We start from the raw sequence: 14,646 nt of genomic DNA, 5'->3' as shown, positions 1-14,646 counted from the left end.
TCATGGGCCTGCGCAACCTCGCGCTCCCGCAGGCCCCGGCGTGAAAATCCTCACCTTCACCCTCCTCCTTGCCAACGCGGCCGCCGCCGACGCCGTGCCAGAGTGGCGCGACCTGTATGAGCGTTGCGAGACGGCCGTCGTCGCAGACATGCCGTTCGACGCGACCGGCCTCGCGTCCCGCCCTCCCCCGGTCGTCGGCGAAGTGGTGGAGCAGGCGCCGTTCCGCGACCGGATCGACTACCGGACGCTCGCCACCTCGGGCCGGATCGTTCCCGCGATCTGGGGCGTGGAGGGCGGACGCTTCGAAGTTGAGCTTCTGGAGTATCCCGCACGCAACGGAACCCGCGCCATCTGCGAGGTGGTCGTGGCGCATGACGCCTCCGCGCTGGACGATGCGGAGGCGGAGGCACTTCTCGTGGCATTCGACGATCTGGTCGGCGACCGCCTCGCGGACGGCGATTGGCAGGAACTCGATCTCGATGCAGGCGTCGGCACGACGAGGACGGGGATGCAGCTTGCCGCACCCAACTCGCGCGGCTGCATCGTGACGGCCAGCATGACCGTCGATCCGGCAGACGGCTATTTCCGGTCGTCCGTGGCCGAGGCGGCGGGCGATCCCGGCTGCGGTGGGCAGTCGCTTTTAACGGGCCGCCGCGCCCTTCAGAGGAAGGCGACAGAATGAACGCGCAATCCCAGAGCTTCGTCACCGAGGACGGCCGCACCATCGGGCCCACCGTCCTCGACCTTCGCAACATCACGCTGCGGTTCGGGGGTGTCGAGGCGATCAAGGACATCTCGTTCGACATCCGCGAGGGCGAGATCCGCGCGATCATCGGGCCGAACGGCGCGGGCAAGTCGTCGATGCTGAACGTCATCTCGGGCTTCTATGTCCCGCAGGAAGGCGAGGTCTGGTTCCGCGGCAAGCCGCGTCCGGCGATGAAGCCCTACGAGGTGGCGCAGCAGGGCATCGCGCGGACCTTCCAGAACATCGCCCTGTTCGAGGGGATGAGCGTTCTCGACAACGTCATGACCGGGCGGCTGGCCCATATGAAGACGAACATCCTGACGCAGGCGCTGTGGTGGGGGGCCGCCGCCCGCGAGGAGGAGGAGAACCGCGCGGCGGTGGAGCGGGTGATCGACTTCCTGGAGATCCAGGCGATCCGCAAGACGCCGGTGGGGCGGTTGCCTTACGGCCTGAAGAAACGGGTGGAGCTTGCCCGCGCGCTGGCCGCCGAGCCGAGCCTCCTGCTGCTGGACGAGCCGATGGCCGGCATGAACGTGGAAGAGAAGGAGGACATGTCCCGCTTCATCCTGGACGTGAACGACGAGTTCGGCACGACCATCGCGCTCATCGAACACGACATGGGCGTGGTCATGGACCTGTCGGACCGGGTGGTCGTCATGGACTACGGCCGCAAGATCGGCGACGGCACCCCGGACGAGGTGCGCGGCAACCAGGACGTGATCGACGCCTATCTGGGGGTCGCGCATGATTGATCTCTGCCACGCCGCAAGGGCCGAGGGGAACATCGGCCGCACCAGCCTGTTGGGTCTTTCCTGCAAGAGGAGATCCAACCATGTCCGAACACGAAACCTGGCTGAAGAAGACGCTCGCCGACATCCTGGGCGAGGATCGGGGGATTCCCGACTACATGATCGACCGGATGCGGAAGTTCCGGCCCGACGACCTGTCGGAGTTGCGAACGAACGAGAGGCAGGCGGTGTGGGATGCCTTCCGCCGCGTCGCCCATCAGTCGCGCGATGCGCGCGGTGGAGAGTTGGGCGAGGGCGAGGACCGGCCCGCCTATGTGGATGGCGACATGGACTGGGGCCTGCGGGCGGCCAAGGCGGCGCTGGAGGCCATTCCTGCGGGCGAGCGGTCGCAGAAGGCCACGCAGCTTCTGTCGGAATGCACCTGCCCCGCGGCTGTCGGACCCAACCCCGGGATCGACGGCGGATCGTCGGCCCGCAGACCGGTGGAATCGGCGCTCGACAGGTCCGATCCGACCACACCGGACGATCCCTTGCCCTACTGACGCTGCCCGGCACCGCATTCCGCGGTCGCGGGCCCTTTGCCGTGACCGGAGGATGCGATGCCTGACCAGCTTCTCTATGCGATGGAGGTCGCGCTCAACGGCCTGATGGCGGGGGTGATGTATTCGCTCGTGGCCCTGGGGTTCGTCCTGATCTTCAAGGCGTCGGGCATCTTCAATTACGCCCAGGGCGTCATGGCGCTGTTCGCCGCGATGACGCTGGTGGGCATCCAGAACGGCCAGGTGCCGTTCAGCCACATGATCAACGCGGCCCTGGGCACCGACATCCACCATTTCGGCTGGTCGGTTCCGGCGCTCGCGGCCATCGCGCTGACCGTGGTGGTCATGGTCGGTCTGGCCTGGGCCGTGAACCGTTTCGTCTTCCGCCACCTCGTCAACCAGGAGCCGATCATCCTGTTCATGGCGACCATCGGTCTGGCCTATTTCCTCGAAGGGGTGGCCGACCTGATGTGGGGGTCCGAGATCAAGACGCTGGACGTGGGCCTGCCGCAGGGGATCAACGACTGGGTCGATACGGCGACGTTCGACCTGTTCGGCTATGGCTTCTTCATCGACAACCTCGACATCGTGGCGACCGTGATCGCGGGGCTGCTGGTCGCGGGGCTGGTGATGTTCTCGCAGTACACCAAACAGGGCCGGGCCCTACGCGCCGTGGCCGACGACCATCAGGCAGCGCTGTCGGTGGGCATCTCGCTCAACTTCATCTGGGTGCTGGTCTGGTCCATCGCGGGCTTCGTGGCGCTGGTCGCGGGCATCATGTGGGGGGCGAAGTCGGGCGTGCAGTTCAGCCTGTCGCTCATCGCGCTCAAGGCGCTGCCGGTCCTGATGCTGGGGGGCTTCACCTCGATCCCCGGCGCCATCGTCGGTGGCCTCATCATCGGGGTGGGCGAGAAGCTGTTCGAGTTCTGCTTCGGCAACGGGCAGTGCTTCGGCGGCATCATCGACCTTGGCGGCGCCACCGAGACCTGGTTCGCCTACGTGCTGGCGCTCGGTTTCCTGGTGTTCCGCCCGCAGGGCCTGTTCGGGGAGAAGATCATTGAGCGGGTTTGATTTCTGCGACGCGGTGCCCCCGAATTGGCGCGGTCTCGTCATGGCGAAGGCTCAATCCAAGGCGACCCGTTTCATACGCTCTGCGCGATACGGAAGGGTCCGGGCTCATGGGACGACCGATCGGATGTTTCTTCATGGTCTGCGCCGGGCTGTCTCTTCTGTTCCTGATATCGGATCTCGTATGGCTGCGGCGGACGGGCGTGATGTTCATGCCGTTCGGACAGGAACTCACGGCGGCGGTCATCGGACTTTATGTCGGCTCCTTTATCGGTTCGATGTTCTCCGCGTGGGTGGCCTTTGTTCTGGAAGAAATCCGGATGAGCCAGCGGGAGGTGATCGATCGGATTGCCGGTCGCGGAACCGGAGACCTTACCGGGCGATCCGAGCCGAAACTGCAACGCGACCGGGCTGCCTGACGAAGGGGCCCCAGCACGCTTTCTCAGCCGTTTGCATTGGCCCGAACTTCAAGGAGTCCAACTGATGCTCTATCGTGAAGCCGGTGACTTCAAGACGTCCTACGGCGCCGACAACCAGACCTTTCCGATCCGCTTCGACCGCTGGGCCTATTGGGTGCTGCTCGGGGTGGCCTTCCTTGTCATCCCCTTCGTCATCAACGACTACTGGGCCAGCTCGCTTCTCGTGCCCTTCCTGATCTATGCGATCGCGGCGCTCGGGCTGAACATCCTGACGGGCTACTGCGGGCAGGTCAGTCTCGGCACGGGCGGGTTCATGGCTGTGGGTGCCTACTCCTCCTACAAGCTGATGACCGCGTTCCCCTGGCTCGACATGATCTCGATCACGCTGCTGTCGGGGCTCATCACGGCGGCCGTCGGCGCGCTCTTCGGCCTGCCCAGCCTGCGGATCAAGGGGTTCTACCTCGCCGTGGCGACGCTGGCCGCGCAGTTCTTCCTGACCTGGCTCTTCAACAAGGTGCCGTGGTTCTACAACTATTCTGCCTCGGGGCAGATCACGGCGCCGGAGCGATCGGTCTTCGGCATCACCGTCACCGGCCCGAACACCGAGGCCTGGGCGCAATACCTCTTCTGCCTGGTCTTCGTCGTGGCGCTGGCCTGGGTGGCCCGCAACCTGACGCGGGGGACGGTGGGGCGCAAATGGATGGCGATCCGCGACATGGACATCGCGGCCGAGATCATCGGGGTGAACCCGCTGCGAGCCAAGCTGTCGGCGTTTGCGGTGTCGTCGTTCTTCATCGGCATCGCCGGGGCACTGTTCTTCACGCTCTATCTCGGCGCGGTCGAGGTGAACGAGGCGTTCGGCATCAACAAGTCGTTCCTGATCCTGTTCATGGTCATCATCGGCGGCCTCGGTTCCATCTTCGGCAGCTTCGCGGGCGCGGCACTCCTGGTGCTGCTGCCGGTCGCGCTCAAGGCCGTTGGCGTCGACCTCCTGGGCTGGCCCACGGACGTGGTCGCCCACCTGAACCTCGTGATCGTGGGCGCGCTCATCATCTTCTTCCTCGTGGTCGAGCCGCACGGGCTGGCGCAGCTCTGGCGGCTGACCAAGGAGAAGCTCCGCCTGTGGCCCTTTCCGCACTGACGGGGCCACCAATCCAAACGCGTTCCCGAAAGGGCGCGAACGACAGGCCGCACAAGGCCGCATCATATCCAGGGAGGATACGACCATGACGAAACACAGACCCCTCGCCGCGGCCGCGCTCTGCGCCGCGACGCTGGCCGGCCCGGCGATGGCCGAGCTGGTGATCCCCGACCTCAGCTATCGCACCGGACCCTATGCGGCGGGCGGCATCCCGTTCTCGGACGGCTATCAGGACTACTTCACGCTGCTCAACGAACGCGACGGCGGCATCGGGGGCGAACCGATCCGCCTGATCGAGTGCGAGACCGGCTACAACACCGAGAAGGGCGTCGAGTGCTACGAGTCGACCAAGGGCGAAGGCGCGCTGGTCTATCAGCCGCTGTCCACGGGCATCACCTATCAGCTGATCCCCAAGACGGCCGCCGACGGCATCCCCCTGCACACCATGGGCTATGGCCGGACCTCCGCGTCGAACGGTGAAGTGTTCAACAACGTCTTCAACTATCCCGCGAACTACTGGGATGCGGCATCGGTGGCGATCAATCACCTGCTGGAGCAGAACGGCGGATCGCTCGAAGGCAAGACCATCGCGCTGCTCTATCACAACTCAGCCTACGGCAAGGAGCCGATCCGCACGCTCGAGGAGCTGTCGGAGAAGCACGGGTTCACCCTGACCACCCTCGCCGTCGAGCCTCCGGGACAGGAGCAGAAATCCCAATGGCTGCAAATCCGGCGCGAGCGTCCCGATTACGTCATCATGTGGGGCTGGGGCGTGATGAACCAGGCCGCCATCCAGGAAGCGGCGAACGTGCGCTATCCCATGGACCAGTTCATCGGCAACTGGTGGGCCGGGGCCGAACATGACGTGGCCCCCGCGGGCGCGGCCGCCGATGGCTACCTGTCGCTCAACATGAACACGATCAACCCGGAGGCGCCGATCTTCGACGAGATCCGCACCAACGTGATCGACAAGGGCAAGGGCGCGGGCGACGGGTCGAACGTGGGCAATGTGCTCTATACGCGGGGCATGTACGCCGCGATGCTGGCCGCCGAAGCCATCGCCAAGGCGCAGGAGATCCACGGCGTCACGGAGATCACCGCCGCACAGATGCGCGACGGGATGGAGGCGCTGGAGATGACCAACGCCCGGATGGAGGAACTGGGCGCCCCGGAGATCGGGCCGGAGTTCTCCATCTCGTGCCAGAACCACGGCGGATCGGGCGAAGGGCTGGTCCAGCGGTGGAATGCCGCCGACGGTGTGTTCGAGCCTGTGACGGGTTTCATCGCGCCCGACAACGAGGTCATCGACGCGCTCATCGCGGAGGATTCCGCGGCCTATGCCGCCGAGTCCGGGATCGAGCCCGGCTGCGCCGAGTGATCCACCGTCCCGGCCCCGCGGGGGGCCGGGACACCCCCGCCAGAGGCCGCCACGACGGAGACAAGTCATGCTGGATGCACGCCCGGAGACCCGAGACCGCACCGACGCGCAGGACACCCTGCTCGAGGTGAACAACATCGAGGTGATCTACAATCACGTCATCCTCGTGCTGAAGGGCGTCAGCCTGACCGTGCCGCAGGGCGGGATCACCGCGCTCCTGGGCGGCAACGGGGCCGGCAAGACCACGACACTCAAGGCGATCTCCAACCTGCTCGGGTCGGAGCGGGGCCATGTCACCAAGGGCTCGATCACCTATCGAGGCGAGCGCATCCAGGATCTGTCGCCCGCCGACCTCGTGGGGCGCGGCGTCGTGCAGGTGATGGAGGGCCGCCACTGCTTCGAGCATCTGACGATCGAGGAAAACCTGCTGACCGGCGCCTATACCCGCCGCGACGGCAGCAAGGCCACGGCCGACGATCTGGAAATGGTCTACGACTACTTCCCCCGCCTGCGCGAGCGACGCAAAAGCCAGGCGGGCTATACCTCGGGCGGGGAACAGCAGATGTGCGCCATCGGCCGCGCGATGATGGCGCGCCCGGAGATGATCCTGCTGGACGAGCCGTCGATGGGCCTTGCCCCGCAACTGGTCGAGCAGATCTTTGACATCGTGAAGCGTCTGAACGAGGAACAGGGCGTGACCTTCCTGCTGGCCGAGCAGAACACCAACGTGGCGCTGCGCTTCGCGCACTACGGCTACATCCTTGAATCGGGCCGCGTGGTCATGGACGGCCCCGCCGCCGCCCTGCGCGAGAACCCCGACGTCAAGGAGTTCTACCTCGGCATGTCCGAAGAAGGCCGCAAGTCGTTCCGCGACGTCCGCAGCTATCGCCGACGCAAGCGGTGGCTGTCGTGACGGGGGAGCCACGGGACCGGCGGGCATGAGGGCCTTCGTGGGCCTTCCCCTGCCCGAACCCTGGATCGATCCGCTGTTGCGCGCGCAGTCGCGCCTCCCCGGCGGACGTCCGGTGCCCGAGGACGACCTGCACCTGACGCTCGCCTTCCTCGACGATCAGACGGAGGACAAGCTGGAGGCGCTGCACGACCTTCTGGACGCGCGCCGCGACAGGGCCGCCGTGCTGGAACCGCTGGCCTTCGCCGTCTTCGGGGCCGGACGTGCGCGGCTGGTGGCGCTGGACCTCCGCGCGACGCCCGACCTCTCGGCACTGCGCGACGGCGTGCGGAACGCGGTGCGCCGGGCGGGCATCGACCTCCCGCGTGAGAGGTTCCGCCCCCATGTGACGCTGCTGCGCTATCCCGCCTCCGCCCCACCCGAGGGCGACCGGCTGATGCGTGCCTTGACGGGCCTCGGGGCGCCCGCGATCACGCCGGCTCCCGCGCCCGCCGTGGCGATGTGGACTTCGCGCTTGACGCCCTCCGGCCCGATCTACGATCAGGTGGCCACCTACCCGCTGGTGGCTGCGTGACCGTCGCGGTTCGCCTCCCACCGACGCAGCCGGAGCCGTCGATGCCCAGATCCCTTGCCCTGCGCCTTGCCCGGCGGGTCGAACACCTGCTGGAGCGGATCGGCGCGCGGCCCGGTGCTGCACCCGTGCTGGAGGCCTATTGCGGCTACTCCACGCCCGATGGCCTGATCCTGCGCGGCCGGGTCCTGACGCACCTGCGCGGGGTGCAGCCCGATCCGCGCCAGTCGAAATGGGTGAACCTGCGCCAGATGCTGTCGCTGTTCCTGACCGACGAGGTCGCGGAGGTCACCGTCACCGGTGGCGGCACGCGTGCGGTCAGCGACGCCGAGGGCTATGTCACCCTGACCGTCGCGGCCGGAGCGGCCGACTTCGCCGCCGGCGCCCCCTGGGCCGGCGTCCCCGTGCGCATCGACGACGACCCCGGAACCGAGATCGCCTTTCCCGTGCGGCTGACCCCGGCGCGGGCGGAATGGATCGTGATATCAGACGTCGACGACACGATGATCGAGACGGGGGCGCAGTCGCTGATCCGCAACCTCTGGACCACCTTCACCGGATCGGCCCTGACCCGTCGCGTGCATGAGGATGCCGCGACCCTGATGCGGCAGCTGACGCGGGGCGACGTCAACCCGGTCTTCTACGTCTCGTCCAGCCCCTGGAACCTGCACCGGTTCCTGGAGGGGATCTTCGCGCTCAACTGCGTTCCGCGCGGGCCGATGTTCCTGCGCGACCTGGGCGTGGGCGACGATGGGATCGGCGACAGCCACCACGACCACAAGGGCGCGGCCATCGACGCGATCCTGGCCGCGAACCCCGGCCTGTCCTGCTGGCTTCTGGGCGACACGGGCCAGCACGACGCGACCGTCTATCGCGACGCGGTGCTGCGCCACCCCGGCCGGGTGCTGGGCGTGGCCCTGCGGGAGCCGGTGCCCGGCGCGAGCGACGACGACGCGGAAGCCATCGCCGCGATCGAGGCGGCGGGCGTTCCGTGCTTCCACGGTCCGACCTTCGACGGGGCGGCGGACTATCTGAACCTGCAGGACGGAGACGCGACATGAGCCATTTCGACGACCTGGAAACCCGCTCCTCCGACGAGCGTCACGCGGCGCAGCTCGCGGCGCTTCGGGCGCTCGGCGGGGTCACGGCCGACCTGCGCGACCTGTCGGACCTGTCGCGCCTGCCGGTGCTGCGGAAATCCGACCTGTCGGCGCGACAGGCGGCGAACCCGCCCTTCGGGGGCATGCACGTCGGCCCCGTGGCCCATGTGTTCCAGTCCCCCGGTCCGATCTATGAACCCGGCGGGACCACCCATGACTGGTGGCGCATGGGGCGGTTCCTGCACGCCTGCGGCATCGGCCCTTCGGACGTTGTGCAGAACTGCTTCGGCTATCACCTGACCCCGGCGGGCCATATCTTCGAGAACGGCGCGCGGGCGGTGGGCGCGCGCGTTTTGCCGGCCGGAACCGGTCAGACCGACCTGCAGGTGCGCGCCGCGCGCGACATCGGCTGCACGGCCTATGCGGGGACGCCGGACTACCTGAAGGTGATCCTCGACCGCGCCGACGAGTCGGGGGTGGACCTGTCGTTCACCCGCGCGGCCGTGGGCGGCGGCGCGCTGTTTCCCAGCCTGCGCAAGGAATACGCGGACCGGGGCATCGCCACGCTGCAATGCTATGCCACTGCCGACCTCGGCAACGTCGCCTACGAATCCCCGGCGATGGAGGGAATGATCCTCGACGAGGGTGTCATCGTCGAGATCGTGCGCCCCGGAACCGGCGACCCCCTGCCCGAGGGCGAGGTGGGCGAGGTCGTCGTCACCACGCTGAACCCCGACTACCCGCTGATCCGTTTCGCGACGGGCGACCTTTCGGCGATGATGCCCGGCGTCTCGCCCTGCGGCCGGACCAACGGGCGCATCCGGGGATGGATGGGGCGGGCCGACCAGACCGCCAAGATCAAGGGCATGTTCGTGCGTCCCGAGCAGGTGGCGGCGCTGGTCGCCCGTCACCCCGAGATCCGCGCCGCCCGCGTCGTCGTGGACCGCGAGGGCGAGATGGACGCGATGACCGTCCAGGTCACGGCGGAGGGGGGCGACGAGGGCGCTTGGGCCGCCTCGATCGCGGATCTGCTGAAGCTCAAGGGACGGGTCGAGCGGGTCGACGACCTGCCCAATGACGGCAAGGTCATCGACGACCGCCGCGACTATGGCTGAACCTCCCTTCCCCCGGACCCGGCGCATCGGCTAGATGGGCCGGGCGCGCGAGGCGCCAGCAGGGGGACGGGACGTGCCGAAGGAACTGATCGTCGTCGGCTGGATGGAGCGGGTGAGCCTGCCGGGGCTCGGGCTGCACGACATCAAGGCCAAGGTGGACACCGGGGCGCGCACCTCGGCACTGCATGCCGACCGGATCGAGACGTTCGAGCGGGACGGTGCCCGATGGGTCCGGTTCCGCGTCCAGCACGACGGCACGAAGGGCCGCGTCGTGACCGAACATCCGGTCCACGACATCCGGTCGATCAAGAACACCAGCGGCGTTCCCGAGGACCGCATCGTGATCCGGACGGATCTTCTGATCGCGGGACACCGCTGGCGCATCGACCTGTCGCTGGCCGACCGCGCGAATATGCGAAGCGCCATGATCGTGGGCCGCACCGCGCTCAGCGCACATAACGTCGCGGTCCATACCCGCCGCGTCAAGCTCCGGCAGAAGCCGGCAACGCCGCCCGCCGGGCGGGAAAGGGACCTTTCATGAAGATCGCGATGCTGGCCCGGAACGCGGGTCTCTACTCTCACCGGCGCCTGAAGGAAGCGGCCGAGGCGCGGGGGCATGAACTGCATATCGTCAACACGCTGCGCTGCTACATGAACATCGCCAGCCGGCGTCCCGAAATCTACTACAACGGCGAGAAACTCGAAGGCTTCGACGCCGTCATCCCCCGCATCGGCGCGTCGGTGACGTTCTACGGCCTCGCCGTGCTGCGCCAGTTCGAGATGATGGGCGTCTATCCCCTCAACGAAAGCGTCGCCATCGGCCGGTCGCGGGACAAGCTGCGGTCGATGCAGCTTCTGGCGCGCGACGGGATCGGCCTGCCGGTGACGACCTTCGCCCATGACCCGAAGCAGACCGAGGAGGTGCTGGAGCTTGCGGGCGGCGCGCCGGTGGTCATCAAGCTCCTGGAGGGGACGCAGGGCATCGGCGTGGTGCTGGCCGACACCAAGCGGTCGGCCAAGTCGGTCGTGGAGGCGTTCCGCGGCGCAGGCGTCAACATCCTGTTGCAGGAGTTCATCAAGGAATCGGGCGGCACCGACATCCGCGCCATCGTGGTGGGGGGCAAGGTCATCGCCGCGATGAAGCGGACGGGGGCCGAAGGCGATTTCCGGTCGAACCTGCACCGGGGCGGATCGGCGCAGGTGATCAAGCTGTCGCCGGAGGAACGCTCGACCGCGATCCGGGCGGCGAAATCCATGGGGCTTGCCGTCTGCGGGGTGGACATGCTGCGGTCGAACCATGGGCCCGTGGTGATGGAGGTCAACTCCTCGCCCGGTCTCGAAGGGGTCGAGAAGGCCACCGGCCTCGACGTCGCGGGACGCATCATCGAGCATCTGGAAAAGAATGCGAAACCCGGCGCGACCAAGACCAAGGGCAAGGGCTGATGCCCGCACGGCAGGACTTCACGCTGGGCCCGGCTGTCGTGCCCGCGGGCACGCGGGGGACGGTCGACCTGCCGGTCAGCCACCTGTCGGACCACACGCCGGTGTCGATGTCGGTCGAGGTCATCCATGGCCGCCGCGACGGCCCCACCGTCTTCGTCAGCGCGGGCATCCACGGGGACGAGGTGATCGGCGTGGAGATCGTGCGACGCCTGCTGCGCGCGTCGCAGTTGCGCGGGCTGCGGGGCACCCTTCTGGTCATTCCAATCGTCAACGCCTTCGGTTTCATGAACCACTCGCGCTATCTGCCCGACCGGCGCGACCTGAACCGTTCGTTTCCCGGCTCGCCCGGCGGGTCGCTTGCCGCGCGGTTGGCGCATCTGTTCCTGACCGAAATCGTGGCGCGCAGCGATCTGGGCATCGACCTTCATTCGGCGGCGGTCCACCGCACCAACCTGCCGCAGATCCGCATCTCGCCCGACAATGCGGTGACGATGGATCTGGCACAGGTCTTCGGCGCGCCCGTCATCCTGAAGTCCCCCCTCCGCGACGGCAGCCTGCGCGGCGCGGCGCGCGACATGGGGCGCGACGTCCTGCTCTACGAGGCGGGCGAAGGGCTGCGGTTCGACGAATACTCGGTCAGGGCCGGGGTCGCGGGCATCCTGCGCGTGCTCCGCTACAAGGGCATGATCGGCGGACGCGGGATCGCCGCGGCAAAGACACCGTCGCAGGTCTGCACCTCGTCGAGATGGCTGCGCGCGCCCGCCGGCGGCCTTTTGCGGACCTGGCGCGGCGACGGAGACGTGGTGAGCCAGGGCGCGGCGCTCGCCGCCGTATCCGACCCCTTCGGCCGTCAGGAGCGCGAAATCACGGCCCCCTTCGACGGCATCATCGTGGGCCGCGCGGTCATGCCCGTCGTCAACGAGGGCGACGCGGTGTTTCACCTGGCGCGCGTCGCCTCGGTCGCGCGGGCGGAGACCGCCGTCGACGACCTGAGCGCGCAGATCGCCGACGACCCGATGTTCGACGAGGATGAGATCATCTGAGCCGCCGTGCCGTCAGCCCCGCAGCCTGCCGCCCGTCGCCTGAACAACCTTGTCCACGATGCGGGTGCTGACCGCCTCGATTTCCTTGTCGGTCAGGGTGGCCTGCGTAGGTTGCAAACGCACCGTCAATGCCAGCGACTTCGCCTCGCCCAGCGATCCGCCGACGAACTGGTCGAACACCCGCACATCCGCGATCAGCGCCTTGTCGACCCCCCGCGCGGCGTTCACCAGCGTCTGCGCCTCGACCTCGGGGGCAACGACGAAGGCAAAATCCCGTTCCACCGCCTGAAAGCCCGACAGCGCAAGCGGCCCGCGGGCGCTGCCGGTGCTGCGCGGCAGGGGCACCTCGCCCGGAAAGACGGTAAAGCCAACGACCGTGCCCTTCACGCCCATCGCCCGAAGCACGCGGGGGTGCAACTCACCGAAGACGGCCAGCACCTTCTTCGGGCCTAGGCAGATGCGGCCCGACCGCCCGGGATGCCACCAGTCCGCCGCCCCGCGCAGGACCTGCGCCGAGGCGGGCGCGCCGATGGCCGCGAGCACCGCTTCGGCATCGGCCTTGGCGTCGAAGACATCGACCGCTCGCCGGTCGCCGTGGACGGACCGGGGGCCGGAGTGGCCGGTCAAGATGCCCGACAGCATCTGCCGCTGCTCGCCCGGTTCCCCCCCATGGAAGGCGGCGCCCAGTTCGAACAGCGCCAGATCGGCCATCCCCCGCGCCTGGTTCCGGGCCGCCGCCTGCAACAGGCCGGGCAGCAGCGCGGGGCGCAGGTGGCTCATGTCGGTCGAAATCGGGTTTTCCAGCCGCGTCGCGTCGGTGCCCCCGTCGAACAGCGCGGCGGAAGCGCTGTCGATGAAGGAATAGGTCACGCATTCGTCGTAGCCGAGGCTGGCCGCCGTGCGCCGCGCGATCCGCTCGCGGTCCTGCGCCGGCGTCAGGACGGGGCGCAGGACACCCGGCGCCCGCGTCATCGGCCGCCCCTCCAGCCGGGTGAGCGAGGCAATGCGCGCCACCTCCTCGACCAGGTCGGCCTCTCCCTGCACGTCGGGCCGCCAGGACGGAACCTGCGCCATGTCGCCGTCGAGCGTGAAGCCCAGCGCGGTCAGCGTGGCGCGCTGCGTCTCGGCCGGGATGGACATGCCCACCAGGCTTTCGATCCGGTCGGTGTCGAGGCGGTACGCCCGCGACGTGTCGGGCACCGCGCCGGCGATGACGGCGTGCGACGCCTCGCCGCCCGCATGCTCCAGGATCATGGCGGTCGCATGGTCCAGCCCCTCCGGCGTGAAGGCCGGATCGGCCCCGCGCTCGAAGCGGTAGCGCGCGTCGGAGTTGATCTTCAGCGCCCGCCCGGTCAGCGCGATCTGCACAGGGTCCCACCAGGCGCTTTCCACCAACACGTTCACGGTGTCTTCGGTCACGCCCGTCCCGGCGCCGCCCATGATGCCTGCGATGCTCTCGGGACCGGTCGCGTCGGAAATCACCATGGCGCCTTCGGGGAAGGTGTAGGTCCTGTCGTCAAGCGCCGCGATCGTCTCGCCCCCCGCCGCGCGGTGGACACGCAGGTTGCCCCGCACCGCGTCGGCGTCGAAGACGTGCAGCGGGCGGTTCAGGTCATGGGTGAACCAGTTGGTGACATCCACGAGGAAGCTGATCGGCCGCAGCCCGATGGCGCGCAGGTAGTCCTGCAACCACCGCGGGCTCGGGCCGTTTCTGACGCCCCGGATCATCCGCAGCGCGAAGACGGGGCAGCCGTCCTTGGTATCGTCGTCGATTGTCACGGTGACGGGGCTGTCGAAGGTGCCGTCCACCTTGGGCGCGGGCAGCGGCTTCAGCGTGCCCAAACCGCGCGCGGCCAGATCGCGCGCGATACCGCGCACGCCCAGGGCATCGGGGCGGTTGGGGGTGATGGCGATCTCGATCACCGGATCGACCTTGGCGGGGTCGTTCTCGGCCAGCCAGTCGGTGAACCGCTGGCCCACCTTGCCCGAGGGCAGTTCGATGATGCCGTCGTGTTCGTCCGACAGTTCCAGTTCCCGCTCGGACGCCATCATGCCGAAGCTCTCGATGCCCCGGATGCGGCCCACGCCGATGGTGGTGTCGATGCCGGGCACATAGACGCCTGGCTTCGCCACGACGACGGTTATGCCCGCGCGCGCGTTGGGCGCGCCGCAGATGATCTGCTGGACCCCGTCCGACGTCTCGACCTGGCAGACCTTCAGGCGGTCGGCATCGGGATGCTTCTCGTCCGACAGGACCTTGCCGATGGTAAAGTCCCGCAGCCGGGCGGCGCGATCCTCCACGCCCTCGACCTCCAGCCCGAGGTCGGTCAGCGTCTCGGCGATCTCATCGACCGAGGCGGAGGTGTCGAGATGCCGTTTGAGCCAGGAGAGGGTGAATTTCATGTCGCGCCTATCGGAAGTGTCG

General features: G+C 68.1%; 15 protein-coding genes. 14 read left to right on the top strand and 1 reads right to left on the bottom strand.

Annotation, left to right across the window (positions count from 1 at the left end; all coding sequences use genetic code 11):
• Positions 1 to 40 precede the first annotated feature (40 nt).
• From JAN5088_RS11215 to JAN5088_RS11150, 14 genes are all read left to right on the top strand, one after another.
• Positions 41 to 682 carry a hypothetical protein gene (locus tag JAN5088_RS11215; protein ID WP_055682896.1) on the top strand — a complete coding sequence of 214 codons (642 nt, stop codon included), beginning with the start codon at positions 41 to 43 and terminating at the stop codon, positions 680 to 682.
• Entirely contained in the window at positions 679 to 1,497 is an 819-nt protein-coding gene (locus JAN5088_RS11210; RefSeq protein ID WP_055682895.1) for an ABC transporter ATP-binding protein, read from the top strand. The genes JAN5088_RS11215 and JAN5088_RS11210 overlap by 4 nt, the downstream gene beginning before the upstream one ends.
• Positions 1,498 to 1,577: 80 nt before the next feature.
• Positions 1,578 to 2,036 (top strand): hypothetical protein, encoded by a 459-nt coding sequence (locus tag JAN5088_RS11205; RefSeq protein ID WP_055682894.1) that lies wholly within the window; start codon positions 1,578 to 1,580, stop codon positions 2,034 to 2,036.
• Between the two features lie 57 nt (positions 2,037 to 2,093).
• The gene (locus JAN5088_RS11200; RefSeq protein ID WP_055682893.1) at positions 2,094 to 3,104 is read left to right on the top strand and encodes a branched-chain amino acid ABC transporter permease; all 1,011 of its coding nucleotides are present in this window, start codon (positions 2,094 to 2,096) and stop codon (positions 3,102 to 3,104) included.
• 107 nt (positions 3,105 to 3,211) lie between these two features.
• The gene (locus JAN5088_RS11195) at positions 3,212 to 3,520 is read left to right on the top strand and encodes a hypothetical protein (protein WP_055682892.1); all 309 of its coding nucleotides are present in this window, start codon (positions 3,212 to 3,214) and stop codon (positions 3,518 to 3,520) included.
• A 64-nt stretch (positions 3,521 to 3,584) separates the two neighbouring features.
• Positions 3,585 to 4,661, top strand: a complete 1,077-nt coding sequence (locus JAN5088_RS11190) for a branched-chain amino acid ABC transporter permease (RefSeq protein ID WP_055682891.1) — start codon at positions 3,585 to 3,587, stop codon at positions 4,659 to 4,661.
• Positions 4,662 to 4,746: 85 nt separating this feature from the next.
• A complete protein-coding gene (locus tag JAN5088_RS11185) occupies positions 4,747 to 6,039 on the top strand; it encodes an ABC transporter substrate-binding protein (RefSeq protein WP_055682890.1) in 1,293 nt (430 codons plus the stop codon).
• Between the two features lie 67 nt (positions 6,040 to 6,106).
• A complete protein-coding gene (locus JAN5088_RS11180) occupies positions 6,107 to 6,952 on the top strand; it encodes an ABC transporter ATP-binding protein (protein ID WP_055682889.1) in 846 nt (281 codons plus the stop codon).
• Between the two features lie 25 nt (positions 6,953 to 6,977).
• Positions 6,978 to 7,523: an RNA 2',3'-cyclic phosphodiesterase gene (gene thpR, locus JAN5088_RS11175; protein ID WP_055682888.1), complete on the top strand. Its 546-nt coding sequence runs from the start codon at positions 6,978 to 6,980 to the stop codon at positions 7,521 to 7,523.
• Positions 7,524 to 7,564: 41 nt separating this feature from the next.
• Positions 7,565 to 8,581 (top strand): phosphatase domain-containing protein, encoded by a 1,017-nt coding sequence (locus JAN5088_RS11170; protein ID WP_055682887.1) that lies wholly within the window; start codon positions 7,565 to 7,567, stop codon positions 8,579 to 8,581.
• Positions 8,578 to 9,735, top strand: coding sequence for a phenylacetate--CoA ligase family protein (locus JAN5088_RS11165; RefSeq protein WP_055682886.1), 1,158 nt, complete (start codon positions 8,578 to 8,580; stop codon positions 9,733 to 9,735). The genes JAN5088_RS11170 and JAN5088_RS11165 overlap by 4 nt, the downstream gene beginning before the upstream one ends.
• Positions 9,736 to 9,808: 73 nt before the next feature.
• Positions 9,809 to 10,276, top strand: coding sequence for an ATP-dependent zinc protease family protein (locus JAN5088_RS11160; protein ID WP_233489768.1), 468 nt, complete (start codon positions 9,809 to 9,811; stop codon positions 10,274 to 10,276).
• A complete protein-coding gene (gene rimK / locus JAN5088_RS11155; RefSeq protein ID WP_055682884.1) occupies positions 10,273 to 11,178 on the top strand; it encodes a 30S ribosomal protein S6--L-glutamate ligase in 906 nt (301 codons plus the stop codon). The genes JAN5088_RS11160 and rimK overlap by 4 nt, the downstream gene beginning before the upstream one ends.
• On the top strand, positions 11,178 to 12,221 hold the full coding sequence (locus JAN5088_RS11150) for a succinylglutamate desuccinylase/aspartoacylase family protein (RefSeq protein WP_055682883.1): 1,044 nt from the start codon (positions 11,178 to 11,180) through the stop codon (positions 12,219 to 12,221). Before rimK ends, JAN5088_RS11150 begins: the two co-directional genes overlap by 1 nt.
• Positions 12,222 to 12,233: 12 nt before the next feature.
• Here JAN5088_RS11150 and pheT read toward each other — a convergent pair whose 3' ends face one another.
• A complete protein-coding gene (gene pheT / locus JAN5088_RS11145) occupies positions 12,234 to 14,624 on the bottom strand; it encodes a phenylalanine--tRNA ligase subunit beta (RefSeq protein ID WP_055682882.1) in 2,391 nt (796 codons plus the stop codon).
• Positions 14,625 to 14,646 lie beyond the last annotated feature (22 nt).

The organism is Jannaschia rubra (genome assembly GCF_001403735.1).
GTDB lineage: Bacteria > Pseudomonadota > Alphaproteobacteria > Rhodobacterales > Rhodobacteraceae > Jannaschia > Jannaschia rubra.
This window is presented reverse-complemented; position numbering and strand designations above follow the sequence as displayed.

What these genes read in the sequence shown, in the direction of transcription:
- thpR (WP_055682888.1), top strand. Translation starts at nt 6,978, where the DNA reads ATGAGGGCCTTCGTGGGCCTTCCCCTGCCCGAACCCTGGATCGATCCG.
- JAN5088_RS11180 (WP_055682889.1), top strand. Translation starts at nt 6,107, where the DNA reads ATGCTGGATGCACGCCCGGAGACCCGAGACCGCACCGACGCGCAGGAC.
- pheT (WP_055682882.1), bottom strand. Translation starts at nt 14,624, where the DNA reads ATGAAATTCACCCTCTCCTGGCTCAAACGGCATCTCGACACCTCCGCC.
- JAN5088_RS11150 (WP_055682883.1), top strand. Translation starts at nt 11,178, where the DNA reads ATGCCCGCACGGCAGGACTTCACGCTGGGCCCGGCTGTCGTGCCCGCG.
- JAN5088_RS11200 (WP_055682893.1), top strand. Translation starts at nt 2,094, where the DNA reads ATGCCTGACCAGCTTCTCTATGCGATGGAGGTCGCGCTCAACGGCCTG.
- JAN5088_RS11195 (WP_055682892.1), top strand. Translation starts at nt 3,212, where the DNA reads ATGGGACGACCGATCGGATGTTTCTTCATGGTCTGCGCCGGGCTGTCT.
- rimK (WP_055682884.1), top strand. Translation starts at nt 10,273, where the DNA reads ATGAAGATCGCGATGCTGGCCCGGAACGCGGGTCTCTACTCTCACCGG.
- JAN5088_RS11165 (WP_055682886.1), top strand. Translation starts at nt 8,578, where the DNA reads ATGAGCCATTTCGACGACCTGGAAACCCGCTCCTCCGACGAGCGTCAC.
- JAN5088_RS11185 (WP_055682890.1), top strand. Translation starts at nt 4,747, where the DNA reads ATGACGAAACACAGACCCCTCGCCGCGGCCGCGCTCTGCGCCGCGACG.
- JAN5088_RS11170 (WP_055682887.1), top strand. Translation starts at nt 7,565, where the DNA reads ATGCCCAGATCCCTTGCCCTGCGCCTTGCCCGGCGGGTCGAACACCTG.
- JAN5088_RS11190 (WP_055682891.1), top strand. Translation starts at nt 3,585, where the DNA reads ATGCTCTATCGTGAAGCCGGTGACTTCAAGACGTCCTACGGCGCCGAC.
- JAN5088_RS11205 (WP_055682894.1), top strand. Translation starts at nt 1,578, where the DNA reads ATGTCCGAACACGAAACCTGGCTGAAGAAGACGCTCGCCGACATCCTG.
- JAN5088_RS11210 (WP_055682895.1), top strand. Translation starts at nt 679, where the DNA reads ATGAACGCGCAATCCCAGAGCTTCGTCACCGAGGACGGCCGCACCATC.